Genomic DNA, 16247 nt, shown 5'->3' on the forward strand with positions numbered 1-16247 from the left:
CAGCCTTTCACTGCGCCGGGTGTGACGGCAAATCCGGCATCGGCACCCATCGGGGCAGTTCATCGGGTGAGACCGAAACATGCAGCTTCTCTGACCGGTCACGCCCCACTTTGCGATGTTTGCGCAGCAGGAAGATCTTGCCCCAGCCGCGCCACGTGCCGACCGAACGGGCGTGGGGGTCGGTGGCAAAACGGTCGCGCCACCCTTCGGGCAAGGGCAGGCCGTGCAGCTCGGCCTTATCCAACATCCAGATCAGGGAGATGTTGCTGAGCGGGCGGGCTTCTTCGAAACCGTTCAGCTGACCTCCGACATCGCCGTGGGTGCCGCGGAACCAAACCTGCTCGATATGACCCTTAAAATCGGGGGTACATTTCCACAATACCGGCTCGAACACCTCGCGGGTCTCGTCCAGACCCATGGCGTGATAACCGTGGCGGGTGGCGGGGCCAAGCTGGTGGTTGTGGAAGGCGTGGCGTTCCTCGGCCCAGCGCCAGAGCAGCGGCAGGCGCAGGCCCAGCGCTTTGACCGTATCCCAGACACCGACCATCTCGATGGCGACATCCTCGTGACAGAAGGCTTGCCGGAATTCAGCCGCCGCCTTGCCATTGGCGGTGCATTCGTAATGTCGGTAGGCCTGTTTGATATTGCGAACAGTAGCGTGTTCGGCCTTGAGCAGCCCGATCGCGTCAATCACACCCGCAAGGCTGCGCACCCCGTAGGCGCCGCGTGAATAGCCGATGAAAAATATCTTGTCGCCGGGCTTATAGCGAGATGCGAGGTAGCCATAGGCGCGTCTGATCTGGCGGTTGATGCCCCGACCCATCATCACGTCCATAGTGGATTTCCAGCTTTCCCACTGCACACCGGCTTCGTAGAAGACCGAAACCTCGCTGCCCATCTCGCAGCACAGACGCAGGGTCTGGCCGGCGTGAGTCTCATAACCCGGTTCAAGTGTCGACATGGTGCCATCAAGGATGATGACATGGCTGATCGGTTCGCGATGGCGTGTTTCGGCCGAGTGCTCGGATCGCAGAGGCCGCCCGAGCCATCCCAGTACCTTTCTACTCAGCCGCGACAGAACCATGCGTCAACAATTCCCAAACTCTATGAGGTGTGAAAGGCATATCCGCCTGCCGCACCCCGTGATCCCAGAGCGCATCCTGAACCGCGTTTGCCACAGCGGCCAATGCGCCCACGGTGCCGGCCTCGCCACAGCCTTTCATCCCCATCGGGTTGGCGGTTGATGGAACTGGCACCGAGGTAAACTCTATCATGGGTATCCCCGCCGCACGGGGCAAGGCGTAGTCCATGAACGATGCCGTGAGCAGTTGCCCCTCGGCATCATGCACAACATGTTCATTCAGCGCCTGACCGATGCCCTGCACCACTCCTCCATGCACTTGCCCTTCGGCGAGCATCGGATTGATAAGGTTACCGAAATCATCCACGACCGTGTAGCGATCGACCCATGTTTCACCAGTGAAAGAATCAATAACAACTTCAGCAACATGTGCGCCGTTGGGATAGCTGCGCGCCTCTAACTTGGCGCGCGCCTCGTGTTGCAACAGATCGGTGCGCCCGTCTGCGCGCGCCATCTCAGCCGCCTCGGTCAGCGTGGGGGTCAGGTTGGACCCTGGCGCGCGGAAGGTTTCATGGTCGAAGGTCACATCGCTTTCCTCGACCCCCATCTTATCCGCAAGATAGGGCGTGAATGCGGCGATCATCGTATCAACTGTGACCAGCGTGGCATTGCTTTGGGTCGTGACCGAGCGTGACCCACCGGTTCCGCCCCCCTGCGCCAGCCGGTCCGTGTCGCCCTGAACCACATTGATGAGATGCGCCGGAATGCCCGTCTGATCTGACAGGAACTGGGCATAGACTGTTTCATGCCCCTGCCCGTTGGACTGCGTGCCGACATAGAGGTTCACCGTTCCATCCTCGCAAAACTCGACCTTTGCCCCCTCGGAAGGATCCCCCAAAATACTTTCGATATAGTAACAAAGCCCCTGCCCCCGGATCAGGCCGTTTTCGGCATCCGCCGCTTTGCGGGCCTCAAAACCGGCGGTCTGTTCGGCGGCGCGGCTGAGGACCATGTCGAACTCACCCACATCATAGGTTTCACCGGTTGCGGTCTTGTAGGGGAAAGCTTCGGGTCGGATGAAATTCTTGCGCCGCAGTTCCCACGGGTCGACGCCCAACTCACGCGCAGCACGGTCCATGGCGCGTTCCAGCACATAGATCGCCTCGGGTCGACCTGCGCCGCGGTAGGCATCAACCTGAGTGGTATTGGTGTAGAAGCCCTCGACCCGCAAATAGGTGGTTTGCACATCGTAGACGCCCATCAGAACGCGGCTGAACAATTGGGTTTGGATGGCCTGCGCGAAGTGGCTGTTATAGGCACCAAGGTTGATCTTGCTGTGGACCCGGTAAGCGGTGATTTTGTGATCCGCATCAAATGCGAGTTCCGCCAGCGAGGTCAGGTCACGGCCATGTTGATCCGACAACATCGCTTCGGACCGGTCCGACATCCAGTGCACGGGCTGGCCCAGTTTCATAGCAGCAACAGCAACTATGAAATACTCGGGATAAGGCATCGCCTTCATACCGAACCCGCCGCCGACATCGGGTGTGGTGACGCGGATCGCCTCGGGATCCAGTTTCAACTTATGTGCCAGTTGCGCTTTCATCCCCCAGACGCCCTGACCGCCATAGGAGAAATGCAAACGGCTACCCGACCAATCGGCCTGACAGCCACGCGGTTCGATCGAGCTCACGATGACCCGGTTGTCATGCACGTTCAGCGCGACGGCGCGCGCCGCAGACTGAAAGGCCGCATTGGTCGCCTTCTCATCACCCAAGCCCCAGTCAAAGGCGCGGTTGTCGGGGGCTTGTGGATGCAAAGGTTCCCCACCCGCAGCGACATCCATCTTGACCGGCAGGTCTTCGGTTTCCATCCAGATCAATTCGACTGCATCGCGCGCCTGCAACAATGAGTCGGCAATGATGACCGCAACGGGTTCCCCGACGAAACGCACGCGATCCTTGGCCAACATGTTCCGTTCGGACGCAGCACCTTGAGTGCCGTCGCGGTTGGCAACCGTGGTGGCATTCATCACTGTATCGATCCCGGCATCGGTCAGATCCCCGAGTGCCATGACCAGACGCACCCCATCAGCCGCACGCGCCTCTTCAAGGTCCAGCGCAGTTATCGTGGCATGCGCCACAGAGCTTCGAAAGAAAGCAGCAAACAGGGCATTCTCGGGCACCGCATCATCCATGTACCGCCCCTGCCCGGTCAGAAACCGCTGATCTTCGGTTCGTTTGACGGGCTGGCTTTTGCCGAATTTTTCCATGGGATGATCCTTTGGCTGCCTGAATGCGCGACCCTAGCGTGAAGCTGCTCCTTGTCCAGAGGCTGAAAATTTCCCTGCGCGCGGTCTGAAAGCGACATTCATGTCTGGAAACCGCGTTGCGCGCCCAACTTGGGCACGCCTAGGCTGAACCCATATTCAGTCTTGCGGAGGTTCCCGTGACCACAGAAATCAAGCTGACGAATGGCCGATTGAAGAGCCAAGCTGTCGAGGCCTATTGGGATGAGGGGTTTATCTTTCCGATCCCCGTGTTCTCTGCCGCAGAAGCCGCTGGGTTCCGTGCCGAGTTGGAAGATGTCGAAGCCAATTGGCGCGAGGCGGACCTGCCACTGCCAATGAACATGTACAAACGCATCAACGCGCATGTGGTGATGCCTCTGGCCACGCGCATTTCTCTGGACCCGCGCGTTCTGGACGTGGTCGAAGGCGTGCTGGGTCCCGATCTGCTGCTGTGGTCGGCTGAACTGTTCATCAAGGAACCACGTACAACGCAGGTGGTGGGCATGCATCAGGACCTGACCTATTGGGGGATGGGTGAAACCTCGGACCAGTTGACCGCATGGATCGCCCTGTCCCCCGCAACAGTCGAAAGCGGTTGCATGGATTTTGTGAAAGCCAGCCACAAGAATCCGATCCTGCCGCATAATGATACGTTTTCCGACAACAACCTGCTGTCGCGTGGGCAGGAAGTTGCAGTGGACGTTGCAGATGAGGACAAGACGCATATCGAGCTACAGCCCGGTCAGATGTCACTGCATCACGGGCTGACGATCCACGGATCAGGTCCAAACGCGTCGGATGATCGTCGGATCGGTCTGGCCATCCGCTATCTCAACCCCAACGCGCAGCAAAAGGTCGCCGACCGTGACTACGCCATTCTGGCGCGCGGCGAAGACCGGGTGGGGAATTTCATTCACATCCCGGCGCCGAAGGAATTGTTTGCACAAGACGCTCTGGACCTTCACGCGCGCATTCGCGCCGATCAGGCCAAAGCGATGGCCCAGGGGGCCAGCGAGAAACTGCAGCTTTACGATCAGGCCCCATCGAATCCGGGCTGAGACGGGCCCGACTGCCGCGCAGGGCCTTCCCCTTCCCGCGTCCATTCGCTATTGCAGGCGCTGACCCGAATTTGTTGACGCAGGACGCATCCCATGGCGATGGAAAAGACATTCAACGCGGCCGAGGCCGAGGCCCGCATCTATCAGGCCTGGGAACAGGCCGGAGCCTTCAAGGCAGGCGCGAACAAATCGCGCGACGAGAGCTTTACCATCATGATCCCGCCGCCCAACGTGACGGGGGCCTTGCATGTGGGCCATGCGTTCAACAACACGTTGCAGGATATTCTGACCCGTTGGCACCGGATGCGCGGCTTCGACACTCTGTGGCAGCCCGGTCAGGACCACGCTGGTATCGCCACGCAGATGCAGGTCGAAAAGATGCTGGCGGCCACTCAGCAACCTGGTCGGCGCGAACTAGGGCGTGAGGCATTTCTGGACAAGGTCTGGGAATGGAAAGGCGAATACGGCGGCACGATCATCGAACAGTTGAAACGACTGGGGTCGTCCTGTGATTGGTCGCGCAATGCTTTCACCATGGCTGGCGCGCCGCGCGATCCGCGTACCGGACACGAAAATTCTGCGAATTTTCACGACGCGGTCATCAAGGTCTTCGTCGAGATGTACGAAAAAGGCCTGATCTATCGCGGTAAGCGGCTGGTCAACTGGGATCCGCATTTCGAAACTGCCATTTCGGACTTGGAAGTCGAGAATATCGAAGTCGCCGGCCACATGTGGCACTTCAAATACCCGCTGGCCGGGGGCGAGACATACACTTACGTCGAGAAGGACGAGGACGGGAACGTAGTGCTTGAGGAAGAGCGCGATTACATCTCGATCGCCACAACGCGCCCCGAAACCATGCTGGGTGATGGCGCGGTTGCGGTTCATCCCTCGGACGAACGGTACGCCCCCATCGTCGGCAAGCTTTGCGAAATCCCGGTTGGTCCGAAAGAACACCGCCGTCAGATTCCGATCATCACCGATGAATACCCCGACCCCGAATTTGGCTCGGGCGCGGTAAAGATCACTGGCGCGCATGATTTCAACGACTATCAGGTCGCCAAACGTGGTGGCATACCGCTGTATCGCCTGATGGATACAAGCGGGCACATGCGGGCCGATGGCGCACCTTACGCGAACGAGGCGTACAAAGCCGGTCAATACGCACGCGGTCAGTCCTTTACCGAAGGTGAGATCGACGCGATCAACCTTGTTCCCGACCACCTGCGCGGATTGGACCGGTTCGAGGCGCGCGCCAAAGTGATCGACGAGATCACCAGCGAAGGTCTGGCTGTCATGACCCGTGCTGATGACCCGCGTCTGGGATCGACCGCGCTGAAGCCGGACCACGAAGGCGCGGACAAAACCGTTCCGCTGGTCGAATCCAAACCAATCATGCAGCCATTCGGCGACCGCTCAAAAGTCGTGATCGAGCCGATGCTGACCGATCAGTGGTTCGTCGATGCTGAAAAGGTCGTTGGCCCTGCACTGGATGCGGTCAAGGACGGCACCGTCAAGATCATCCCCGAGTCCGGTGAAAAGACGTATTACCATTGGTTGGAAAATATCGAACCGTGGTGCATCTCTCGCCAGCTATGGTGGGGACATCAGATTCCGGTTTGGTATGGCCTTGATCTATCGGCTGAGAACTTCAAGGACGACGAAAACGACGGCGACCTTGATCTAGTCGAATTGGGACGTCTGCTAAACGAAGGCGGCATGCTCCACCGTGGCAACGTCATGGAATGTGCGCCCAACTTTGATGCTGTTGTCGATAAATTCCTGGACGACAATGCCAATATCCCCAGCCCGCTGAGCCATGCGACCGTTATTGAGGTCGCCGACAAGCATGCGGCCATCCATCAATTCGCTGAAAGCCTTGCTCAGTACGCAGTCGAACAGGACCCGACCAAGCTGGTGTATCCGGTCTGGCGCGATCCCGATGTCCTCGACACCTGGTTCTCCTCCGGCCTCTGGCCCATCGGCACTCTGGGCTGGCCCGAGAAGACCGAAGAGCTGGAGCGTTACTTCCCTACGGACGTTCTGATCACCGGCTTCGACATCCTGTTCTTCTGGGTCGCCCGAATGATGATGATGCAACTGGCCGTGGTCGATCAAATCCCATTCCACACCGTTTACCTGCACCAACTCGTCCGCGACGAGAAGGGCAAGAAGATGTCGAAAACCACCGGCAACGTCATCGACCCGCTGGAGATCGTGGACGAATTCGGTGCAGACGCGCTGCGCTTTACCAACGCCTCGATGGCGGCAATCGGCGGCGTGTTGAAACTGTCGCGCGAGCGCATCACCGGTTATCGCAATTTCGGCACCAAACTGTGGAACGCCGTCCGCTTTGCCGAGATGAACGAGGTCTTCACCGACGCCGCGCCGCAACTGGACGTGGCCGACCTGAAACCCAAAGCCGCCGTAAACCGCTGGATCATTGGCGAAACCGCACGCGTACGGGAAGAGGTCGACGCGGCGCTGGAAAGCTATCGCTTCAACGACGCGGCGAACGGGCTTTATGCCTTTGTCTGGGGCAAGGTCTGCGACTGGTATGTGGAACTGTCGAAACCTCTGCTGCAAGGCGACGACGCCGAAGCACAGGCCGAGACCCGCGCCACCATGCGCTGGGTTCTGGATCAGTGCATGGTCCTGCTGCACCCGATCATGCCCTTCATCACCGAAGAGCTCTGGGGGCTGACCGGCAGCCGCGCCAAGATGGTCGTCCACGCCGACTGGCCAACTTACGGCACCGAACTGGTCGACGCGGAAGCGGATCGTGAGATGAACTGGGTAATCTCGGTGATCGAAAACACCCGTTCAGCCCGCGCGCAGATGCGGGTTCCAGCCGGCCTCTACGTGCCGATGCTGGTGACCGAAATCGACGCCCACGGGCAGGCTGCATGGGACCGCAATGAGGCGCTGATCAAGCGTCTTGCGCGGATCGACAGCCTGACCAAGGCCGATGAATTGCCCAAGGGGACCATCTCGATTGCCGCCCCAGGTGCGAGTTTTGGCCTGCCGCTCGCGGACATCATTGATATCGGCGCGGAAAAGGAACGGCTGGAGAAAGCCATGGGCAAGCTCGCAAAAGAGCTTGGTGGTCTGCGCGGGCGACTGAACAACCCCAAATTCGTGGCTTCGGCCCCGGAAGAGGTTGTTGCTGAAGCCAAAGCGAATCTTGCAGCTCGTGAGGAAGAAGAAGCCAAGCTGAACGAGGCGCTTGCACGTTTGGCCGAGATCGCCTGATCCTCTACTTTTCATAAGCACTCAAAGTTCAAAAGCCCGCCGTTCTCCCGGCGGGTTTTTACTGTGCAATGACGTATTTCACCTTGTTCGCGGCAGCTTGAGATTGTTAGCAAGTGCGAGTGGTTAAAGCCGAGGACAGGATGACACGCGCATTTCCCCCAATGCAGACCGTTTCGACCGGGCTGGTCGTGGCCATCGTCGGGTTCTTCAGCTCATTCCCAATTGTGTTGCAGGGGCTGAACGCGATGGGAGCCTCATCGCAGGAAGCCGCCTCGGGCCTGATGAGTGCAGCCATCGCTATGGGGCTGGCCGCCATAGTGTTGAGCCTGTTTCACAAGCTACCAATCAGCGTTGCCTGGTCCACGCCAGGTGTCGCGCTGCTGGCTGTGTCTGCTACACCGGCCGAAGGGTTTTCAGGCGCAATCGGCGCATTCCTTTGCGCCGGAGTCCTGACCGTTTTGGCAGGACTGTGGAAACCGCTTGGTCGGTTGGCTGCAGCAATCCCAATTACTCTCGCGCAAGCGATGCTGGCAGGCGTGCTCTTGCCGCTTTGCCTTGTACCATTCAAAGCGGCGATCGAGATCCCATGGCAGGCGTTGCCGGTGATCCTAACATGGTTTATTGCGGGCCGCTTCAATCGGTTGATCGCGGTTCCGGCAGCTGTGGTCGCAGCGGCTATCATTGTGTCGCTGAACGCCGGAGATGCACAATTGATGCCAGATCGTCTGATCGCTGCTCCGGTCTGGACCATGCCATCCTTCTCGGTCGCGTCTGCCATCGGAATCGGCGTACCGCTGTTTATCGTCACGATGGCGACACAGAACATTCCCGGCGTCGCTGTGATGCGCAGCTTTGGCTTCGATCCAGTTCCCGGCCGGTTGTTTTCATCCGTCGGTGGCGCAAGCATGCTCTCGGCCCCCTTTGGAGCGCCCGCAACCTGTCTGGCTGCGATCACCGCGGCGATGTGTTCCAATGAGGACAGCCATCCTGACCCGGCGCAGCGCTATTGGTCCGCCGTAATGGGGGGTGTGTTTTACTGCCTGTTCGGCGTCTTTGCGGTGGCAATCACAAGCTTTGCTGCCCATGCCAACCCATTGCTGATGGGTGCTCTGGCAGGGGTTGCTCTGATCGGGGTCATGGCCAACGCCATGCATGCCGCGTTGGATATCCCTGCCGAGCGCGAGGCGGCCATTCTGACCTTGGTCATCACCGCCTCTGGTATCACGGTCTTTGGATTGGGTGCGGCGGTCTGGGGGCTTTTGGCCGGCGGAATAGCGTATTTCGTGACAAACAGAGTGCGGTAATCCCTTTCGCCCGACTGTCACAGGCAGTAGAATACAAACATGTTCGGATCGCTTGGAAAACTGGTGGAACGCCAGATTAAGAAGGCACAGGCCGAGGGCCAGTTACAGGGGCTTGAAGGCGAAGGTGCGCCGCTTCCTGACCGTTCAAGTGAGGCGCAAGGTGATCCTGCCATTGCCGCTGGTCACCGGATCATGGCGCAGGCCGGGGTTCTGCCAGAAGAGTTCAACATCAAGAAACAGCTCGACGCGGCACGCAAGGATTACGCTGTTCTGACGGATCCCGAAGAGCGCAAGTCGGCGATGTCCCGCGTCGCCGATCTGGAGATGCGATATAATATGGCCCGCGATGCGCGGCGCAGTTTTATGCGGTGACTACTTGAACTCGGGCTTGCGGCCCTGCATCTGCGCCATGACAACCTCCATCTGATCTGGCTTTCCAATCAGGTCGACCTGCTCAGAGGATTCGGCCATCAACACATCTGCGCGGTCTCGGGTTTCGGCTACATCGATCAGACGCTTGGCGGCGCGGATCGCCGAGGGGCTTTTGCCCGCGATGTCCTCGGCCAGCGCAAGTGCCTCGATCAGCGGGTCATCCGAGAGTTTCGTCACCAGCCCCCAATCTGCGGCCTGCGGTGCACCAATCGGACGGGCTGTATAGGTCAGAAGGCGCAGAACGTCCGAGCGAACAAGTTCAGGCAGCAGCACCATCCCGCCCATGTCGGGAATGAGACCCCATTTCATCTCCATCACCGACAGCTTGGCTTCGGGGTGCGCGATGCGGATATCCGCACCCAGCGCGATCTGCAGGCCGCCGCCATAGGCCACGCCCTGAATGGCACAGATTACCGGGACCGGGACACGCCGCCAGATCAGGGCAATCTCCTGCAACTCATTGGCATCTTCGTGGCTGCGGGTCATCAGCCATTCGGTCGGGTCTGTTTGGGCCATGCTGGCAAAGCTGGCCATATCGAGCCCAGCGCAGAAACTTTTGCCCTCTCCCGACAGCACCACCGCCCGGATGTCGGCCGCGGCGACCTCTTGCCCCGCCGAGAGGATCGCCTTGATCATCGCATCGTCCAGCGCGTTCATCTTGTCGCCGCGTGTCAGCGTGACATGGGCGATGTGATCTTTGTATTCGACGGATACGCGAGACATGGGACCTCCGGTGCGTTCTTTGTTGCGTCAAGCATGACAGTAAGAGGCAAACAGCGCTACAACGACGTCAGGGCAAATCGGCGATCGGCATCCGACCAAACCAAGGAGAGTCCAGTGTCATTACATAGAACTGGTCGCCAGCCGCCTGGCCCGCAGTGGTGATGCCCAGCCGCCCTTGGGGGTCTTGCAGCGTACGCAGGATGGTTCCGTCACCATCAAACTGCACCAGCATACCGCGGTGGAGCGGCGCGGGGCGCACCTTGGGTCCCAACCGCCAGATTACCTTGCGTAGGAAGGGATAGGGCATCAGCTTTTCTGCAGGAACGCGCGGGCTGGCGAATGCCATCCAATAGGTGCCGTCACCTTGCGCTTTGATGTTGTCCGGATAACCCGGCAGGTTATCCAAAAGAACCACTTGTGCTCCGGCTTTGGGTCCGGCCAGCCACAGCTTGTGCACCCTTGCCCGACCCGTCTCGGCAATCAGCAGGAAATCTTCATCCGGTGAAAGAGCAATGCCGTTGGCGTAGACGAACCCTTCGGCGATCTTTTCGACACTGCCGTCAGACGAATAACGTGCCACATAGCCGGTTGGCGATTGCTCCCAGATCGTCATGACCGAGGTGGGTTTGGTGCCGCCCATGGTTTCAGGGTCGAACCGGTCTGAGGAGTTCGAGAAATAGACCGTGCCGTCCTGTGCCACGTCGAGGTTGTTGGCATAGACGACAGGCGCGCCATCGATCTCGGAAACCAGTGTTTCCAGCGTTCCGGGCCCGGCCCAGCGCATCAGCCCTCGAAAGCTGTCGGCGATATAAAGCGCGCCATCTGGTCCCGCCCGCAAGCCGAGGGGGCGGCCGCCAAGTTGATCGACCTCGGCCGGCTGGTCACCGTCGATGCGATAGAGGGTGCCGGATTGGCCGGTGGAATAAACCGCGCCGTCTGGCATCACTGCGATGTCTTCTGGGCCAATCTCCCCCGCCGGTAGCGAGAACAACTGCGCAGTGTCGAGATAGTTGTTTTCGGCGAAATCGCCCGTGAATCCGGGCGGTTCGGGTGGCTCGTAGGCCACTGGGTCAACCGGGACCGGCCAGAACACGAGATAGGCAAGACCGATAAGGACAAGTGCCAGTATATAACGCATAACGCCTCCGAACTGCGGTTGCGAGCACACTGACCGTGATTGCATCTGCGTGCAAGGCTTGCCCCGCTGCGGAGGTTGCGCTTATCTGCCGCCATGATCGGTCCTCGTTACACCCCGCTTGCCCAATCCCTGCCCGCAACCGTGCCATTTGTCGGCCCCGAAACGCAGGAGCGTCAGCGTGGCGCGCCCTTTATCGCCCGGATCGGTGCAAATGAGAGCGTATTTGGCCCCTCGCCGCGCGCCATAGAGGCGATGCAGCGGGCGGCGGGTGAGATATGGATGTATGGCGATCCTGAGAATTACAAATTGCGCCACGCGCTGGCCGCGTATCATGGGGTAGCGCCCGAGAATATCGTTGTCGGCGAAGGCATTGATGGCTTGCTGGGCTATCTGGTTCGGCTGTTGGTCGGGCATGGAGATCCGGTTGTGACGTCGGACGGGGCGTATCCCACCTTTAACTACCATGTGGCGGGGTTCGGAGGGGATTTGCACAAGATTCCCTATCGCGACGATCACGAGGACCCGGAGGCGTTGTTTGCCAAAGCGGCAGAAGTGAATGCAAAGCTGGTCTATCTTGCCAACCCTGACAACCCGATGGGCACTTGGCATTCCGGCGCGGATATCGTGGCCGTGATGGATGCTTTGCCAGAAGGCTGCGTGCTGGTTCTGGACGAGGCGTATGTGGAATGCGCCCCAGAGGGCACCGCCGCGCCTGTTACGACTGATGATCCTCGGGTCATCCGAATGCGGACGTTTTCCAAAGTCTATGGGATGGCCGGGGCTCGGGTTGGTTATGCCATCGGTGCGCCCGGGTTGATTTCCGCCTTCAACAAAGTGCGCAACCATTTCGGTATGAACCGGGCTGCCCAAGCCGGGGCTTTGGCCGCGCTTGAGGACAGCGATTGGCTGGCGCAGGTTCAAGATCAAATTGCCGAGGCTCGAGACAGGATCGCGCAGATTGCACGGTCCAATGGGTTGGAACCTTTGCCCTCAGCCACAAATTTCGTGGCGATTGACTGCGGGCACGATGGGGTGTTTGCCAAAGCCGTTCTGGACTCGCTGGTCGAACAGGGGGTATTTGTGCGCATGCCATTCGCTGCGCCTCAGAACCGGTGTATTCGCGTGAGTTGTGGGGGAGAGGCAGAGATGGTCGCTTTCGAGGCTGCTTTGCCCAAGGCCTTGGCAAATACCCGAGCCGTTTAGGGGGGCTGTCTGCCCCCCATCGCGCTGAAGCGCGATCCCCCCAGGATATTTTTGGCCAGATGAAGACGCGGATCGTGTATTAGGTTGCCAATGCGGCAGCGGCGGCTTCAAGCGCGCCTTTGCCGCGGGGAATGTCGAGCGCGGCCATCGCCGTTTCGACGCCACCTAGCATGGCCATGACCATTTGGGCGTTTACGTGTCCCATGTGGCCAAGGCGGAAACAGCCGTCCCAGTCTTCCATTCCCAGACCGATGCCCAGCGTCAGACCCAGTTGGGTTTCGGTATAGCTGCGCAGCGGCGTGCCACGCCCTTTAGTCAGGCGGAGGGCAGTGACGGCGTGGCTTCGATGGGCCGGATCGGCGACATTGAATTGCAACGCGCCACCTTGCGCCCAGATTTCACAGGCGGCCCAGATGGCCTTTGCCAGGTGTTCGTGGCGGGCCCAGACCTGTTTGATCCCTTCGCTGTGGATCAGGTCGAGCGCGGCGCGCAGGCCGTAGAGGTGGTGTGTTGGCGCGGTGCCGTTGAAATACTGGTAGAACAGATCGGGATGCGCGCGCGGCTGCCAGTCCCAATATTGCGAGACGCGGGGCATTGAAGCGCGTTTGGCTTGCGCTTTGTCGTTGAAGAAGACGAAGCCGGTGCCTGCCGGGGTCATCAGCCCCTTTTGGCAGGCAGTCACCGTGACGTCGACACCCCAGGCATCCATCTCGAACCGATCGCAGCCCATGGATGCAATGCAGTCGGCCATCAGCAAAGCGGGGTGGTCGAGGTCGTCGAGCAAGGCGCGCAGCACCGGGATATCGTTGCGGATCGATGTGGAGGTATCGACGTGAACCGCAAGCACGGCCTTGATTTTGTGGCTGGAGTCGGCGCGCAATGCTTCGGCGATGCGCTCCAGATCCCAGGGAGAGGACATGCCGAAATCAATCAATTCGACCTTGGCGCCGATCCCCTCGGCCATCTCGGCCCAACCGTGGGTGAAGCGGCCCGAGGCCGGGGCCAGCACGGTTTCGCCGGGGGCGATCACGTTTGAGAGCGCGGCCTCCCACGTGCCGTGGCCGTTGGCGATATAGATGGCGACGTTGTGCTGGGTTCCGGCAACGCGTTTAAGGTCATGCGTCAGCGCGGGCATCATCTCAATCAATTCGCCGTCATAGATATTGGGCGACGGACGGTGCATCGCCTGTAGCACCGCGTCTGGCATGACCGATGGGCCAGGGATGGCCAGATACTCGCGCCCTTGCGCGAGGGAGATTTGGTTTGTCATGAGGGCAACCTGTTTGAATTGAGGCTTACCCTAGCGTTTCGCCCTGCGACGTCAATCCACCAGACTGGCGGCCTCGCGCGCAAGTGTTTCGATTCCAGCCCAGTCGCCAGTTTGTACCATTTGTTTGGGCGCGACCCAGCTGCCGCCTGCGCAGGCAACATTCGACAGAGACAGGTAATCGAGAGCGTTTGAGGGCGACACACCGCCCGTGGGGCAGAAGGTGATTTGTGGAAGTGGCGCTCCGATTGCTTTCAAAGCGGGCGCTCCGCCTGAGGCCTCGGCAGGGAAGAATTTCAGCATATCATAGCCCTTTTCCAGCAGTGCCATAGCTTCGCTTGCGGTGGCCGCGCCGGGCAAAAGGGGCAGGTCTTCGGCTTCGCAGGCGGCGATCAACGCATCGGTTGCGCCCGGTGAGACACCGAACTGCGCCCCCGCATCTTTGGCGGCGCGGACGTCTTCGGGGGTGACGAGTGTACCCGCACCTACAACACCGCCGGGGACGTCTGCCATTGCGCGGATCGCATCCAGCGCAGCTGGAGTTCGCAGGGTGACTTCGAGCGCCGGGAGGCCACCAGCGACCAAAGCTTCTGCCAGAGGGCGCGCATGGGCCGCGTCGTCGACGACCAGGACTGGGACAATCGGGGCCAGCGCGCAGATCTCGCGGGTGCGTTGAGTTTTAGACATCTGGTTACACTCCGAAAATGCTGGCGCCGGTGTCGGCTGAGCCGACATTCTGGCGGAAGGCGCCGAAGAGGTCACGGCCAACGCCGTGTTGGTTTGCAGTGAGGTCTGCAGTAGCAGGTGCACGGTCGAGAACGCAGGGGGTCAGGATTTCCAACTCGCCCTTGATCGCATCGACGCGCAAAAGATCACCGTCCTGCAGATAGGCGATGGCTCCGCCGTCCAGCGCCTCGGGGCAAACATGGATGGCAGCGGGAACCTTGCCAGAGGCACCGGACATCCGGCCATCAGTGACCAGAGCCACTTTCTGCCCCCTGCCCTGCAGGATTGACAAGATAGGCGTCAGAGAGTGGAGCTCGGGCATGCCATTGGCCTTGGGGCCTTGGAAGCGGACGACGACGATAACGTCATCGGTGAATTCTCCGGCCTTGAACGCGGCTTTCACGGCGTTCTGGTCGTGGAACACACGCACGGGTGCTTCGACCACTTGGTGTTCGGGCGCAACGGCCGAGACCTTCATGACGCCCGTGCCCAGATTGCCGGTCAGGCGCGACAGACCACCGGTGGGCTGGAATGGATCGTTGGCGGGGCGAACGATTTTTTCGTTCAGGCTGTGGCCCGCGCCGTCTTCCCAGATCAATTCGCCGTCCCTCAGTTTCGGTTCCTTAGTGTAGTTGTGCAGGCCCTGACCGGCGACGGTGAGCGTGTCGGGGTGTAGAAGGCCGTCTTCCAACAGAGTGCCGATGGCAAAGCCCAACCCGCCAGCGGCGTGGAAATGGTTCACATCAGCCAAACCGTTGGGATAGACCCGCGCGACCAGAGGCACGACGGCGGAGATGTCAGAAAAATCCTCCCAGTCCAGCACGATACCACCGGCACGCGCCATGGCGATCAGGTGGATCAGTAGGTTGGTGGAACCGCCGGTGGCCATCAGGCCAACGATGCCATTGACGAAAGCACGCTCATCAAGGATCTGGCAGACGGGCGTGTAGTGATTGCCCAACGCACTGAGGGAAAGGGCGCGGCGCGCACCTTCTTCGGTCAGCGCATCGCGCAGGGGCGTGTTGGGGTTGATAAAGCTGGAGCCCGGCAGGTGCAGGCCCATGAACTCCATCAGCATCTGGTTGGTGTTCGCGGTGCCGTAAAACGTACAGGTTCCAGGGCCGTGATAGGCGGCCATTTCGGCCTTCATAAGTTCCTCGCGGCCCACTTCTCCGGCAGCGAATTTCTGGCGGATCTTGGCCTTTTCGTCATTTGGCAGGCCGCTGGTCATGGGACCGGCGGGCAGGAAGACGGCTGGCAAATGGCCAAACGCCTGCGCGCCGATGATCAGGCCGGGTACGATCTTGTCGCAGACACCGAGAAAAACGGCGGCGTCATAAGTATTGTGGCTCAGCGACACGCCCGTCGCCAACGCGATCACGTCACGCGAGAACAGGGACAGTTCCATCCCCGCTTCACCTTGTGTCACGCCATCGCACATTGCCGGAACCCCGCCCGCAACCTGCGCGGTGCCGCCTGCTGCGCGGATCGCATCACGGATCAGGCCGGGGTAGCGTTCGAAGGGCTGGTGAGCTGAAAGCATATCGTTATAGGCGGTGACGATGCCGAGGTTTCCCGCAGTGCCGGTTGCCATGGAATCCTGGTCCTCACCAGCACCCGCATAGGCATGGGCTTGGCCACTGCAGGACAGATGCGCGCGGGCTGGGCCTTTTGACCGGGCCTGTTCCATCCTCTCAAGATGCGGGCCGCGCAGGTCAGCGCTGCGGTCGATGATGCGTTTGGTGACGTCGGATATAACTGTGTTGACCATGA

At 60.2% G+C, this 16247-nt stretch carries 12 protein-coding genes; 5 read left to right on the top strand and 7 right to left on the bottom strand.

The genetic code is table 11. From position 1 onward, the window contains the following. Window positions 1–7 precede the first annotated feature (7 nt). Together ACRZ91_RS13645 and ACRZ91_RS13650 are read right to left on the bottom strand one after the other, a co-directional pair. Window positions 8–1084: a T6SS phospholipase effector Tle1-like catalytic domain-containing protein gene (locus ACRZ91_RS13645; protein ID WP_170473165.1), complete on the bottom strand. Its 1077-nt coding sequence runs from the start codon at window positions 1082–1084 to the stop codon at window positions 8–10. Beyond that, entirely contained in the window at window positions 1062–3353 is a 2292-nt protein-coding gene (locus tag ACRZ91_RS13650; RefSeq protein ID WP_480906234.1) for a xanthine dehydrogenase family protein molybdopterin-binding subunit, read from the bottom strand. Before ACRZ91_RS13650 ends, ACRZ91_RS13645 begins: the two co-directional genes overlap by 23 nt. Before the next feature lie 176 nt (window positions 3354–3529). Between ACRZ91_RS13650 and ACRZ91_RS13655 the strand changes: the two genes are divergently transcribed. From ACRZ91_RS13655 to ACRZ91_RS13670, 4 genes are all read left to right on the top strand, one after another. Next, window positions 3530–4429, top strand: coding sequence for a phytanoyl-CoA dioxygenase family protein (locus tag ACRZ91_RS13655; protein WP_480906237.1), 900 nt, complete (start codon window positions 3530–3532; stop codon window positions 4427–4429). Between the two features lie 93 nt (window positions 4430–4522). After that, window positions 4523–7681 (top strand): valine--tRNA ligase, encoded by a 3159-nt coding sequence (locus tag ACRZ91_RS13660; protein WP_480906241.1) that lies wholly within the window; start codon window positions 4523–4525, stop codon window positions 7679–7681. A gap of 119 nt (window positions 7682–7800) precedes the next feature. Further along, a complete protein-coding gene (locus tag ACRZ91_RS13665; protein WP_480906244.1) occupies window positions 7801–8985 on the top strand; it encodes a benzoate/H(+) symporter BenE family transporter in 1185 nt (394 codons plus the stop codon). A gap of 39 nt (window positions 8986–9024) precedes the next feature. After that, entirely contained in the window at window positions 9025–9357 is a 333-nt protein-coding gene (locus ACRZ91_RS13670) for a DnaJ family domain-containing protein (protein WP_170779394.1), read from the top strand. Here ACRZ91_RS13670 and ACRZ91_RS13675 read toward each other — a convergent pair whose 3' ends face one another. Both ACRZ91_RS13675 and ACRZ91_RS13680 read right to left on the bottom strand, forming a co-directional pair. After that, complete coding sequence (locus tag ACRZ91_RS13675) at window positions 9358–10140, bottom strand: crotonase/enoyl-CoA hydratase family protein (protein ID WP_480457852.1); 783 nt, start codon at window positions 10138–10140, stop codon at window positions 9358–9360. 67 nt (window positions 10141–10207) lie between these two features. After that, window positions 10208–11278 (bottom strand): SMP-30/gluconolactonase/LRE family protein, encoded by a 1071-nt coding sequence (locus tag ACRZ91_RS13680; RefSeq protein WP_480906247.1) that lies wholly within the window; start codon window positions 11276–11278, stop codon window positions 10208–10210. Window positions 11279–11371: 93 nt separating this feature from the next. Between ACRZ91_RS13680 and ACRZ91_RS13685 the strand changes: the two genes are divergently transcribed. After that, complete coding sequence (locus ACRZ91_RS13685) at window positions 11372–12481, top strand: pyridoxal phosphate-dependent aminotransferase (RefSeq protein WP_480906350.1); 1110 nt, start codon at window positions 11372–11374, stop codon at window positions 12479–12481. A gap of 79 nt (window positions 12482–12560) precedes the next feature. Here the strand turns inward: ACRZ91_RS13685 and ACRZ91_RS13690 are convergent, their stop codons facing one another. From ACRZ91_RS13690 to edd, 3 genes are read right to left on the bottom strand one after another with little or no spacing between them, the layout of a single operon-like run. Further along, window positions 12561–13751 (bottom strand): pyridoxal-phosphate-dependent aminotransferase family protein, encoded by a 1191-nt coding sequence (locus ACRZ91_RS13690; protein ID WP_480716728.1) that lies wholly within the window; start codon window positions 13749–13751, stop codon window positions 12561–12563. Window positions 13752–13802: 51 nt separating this feature from the next. Then, window positions 13803–14435 carry a bifunctional 4-hydroxy-2-oxoglutarate aldolase/2-dehydro-3-deoxy-phosphogluconate aldolase gene (locus ACRZ91_RS13695; protein WP_480906250.1) on the bottom strand — a complete coding sequence of 211 codons (633 nt, stop codon included), beginning with the start codon at window positions 14433–14435 and terminating at the stop codon, window positions 13803–13805. A gap of 4 nt (window positions 14436–14439) precedes the next feature. Continuing rightward, window positions 14440–16245, bottom strand: a complete 1806-nt coding sequence (edd, locus tag ACRZ91_RS13700; protein WP_480906253.1) for a phosphogluconate dehydratase — start codon at window positions 16243–16245, stop codon at window positions 14440–14442. Window positions 16246–16247: the final 2 nt, after the last annotated feature.

The organism is Ruegeria sp. O11, from assembly GCF_056535285.1.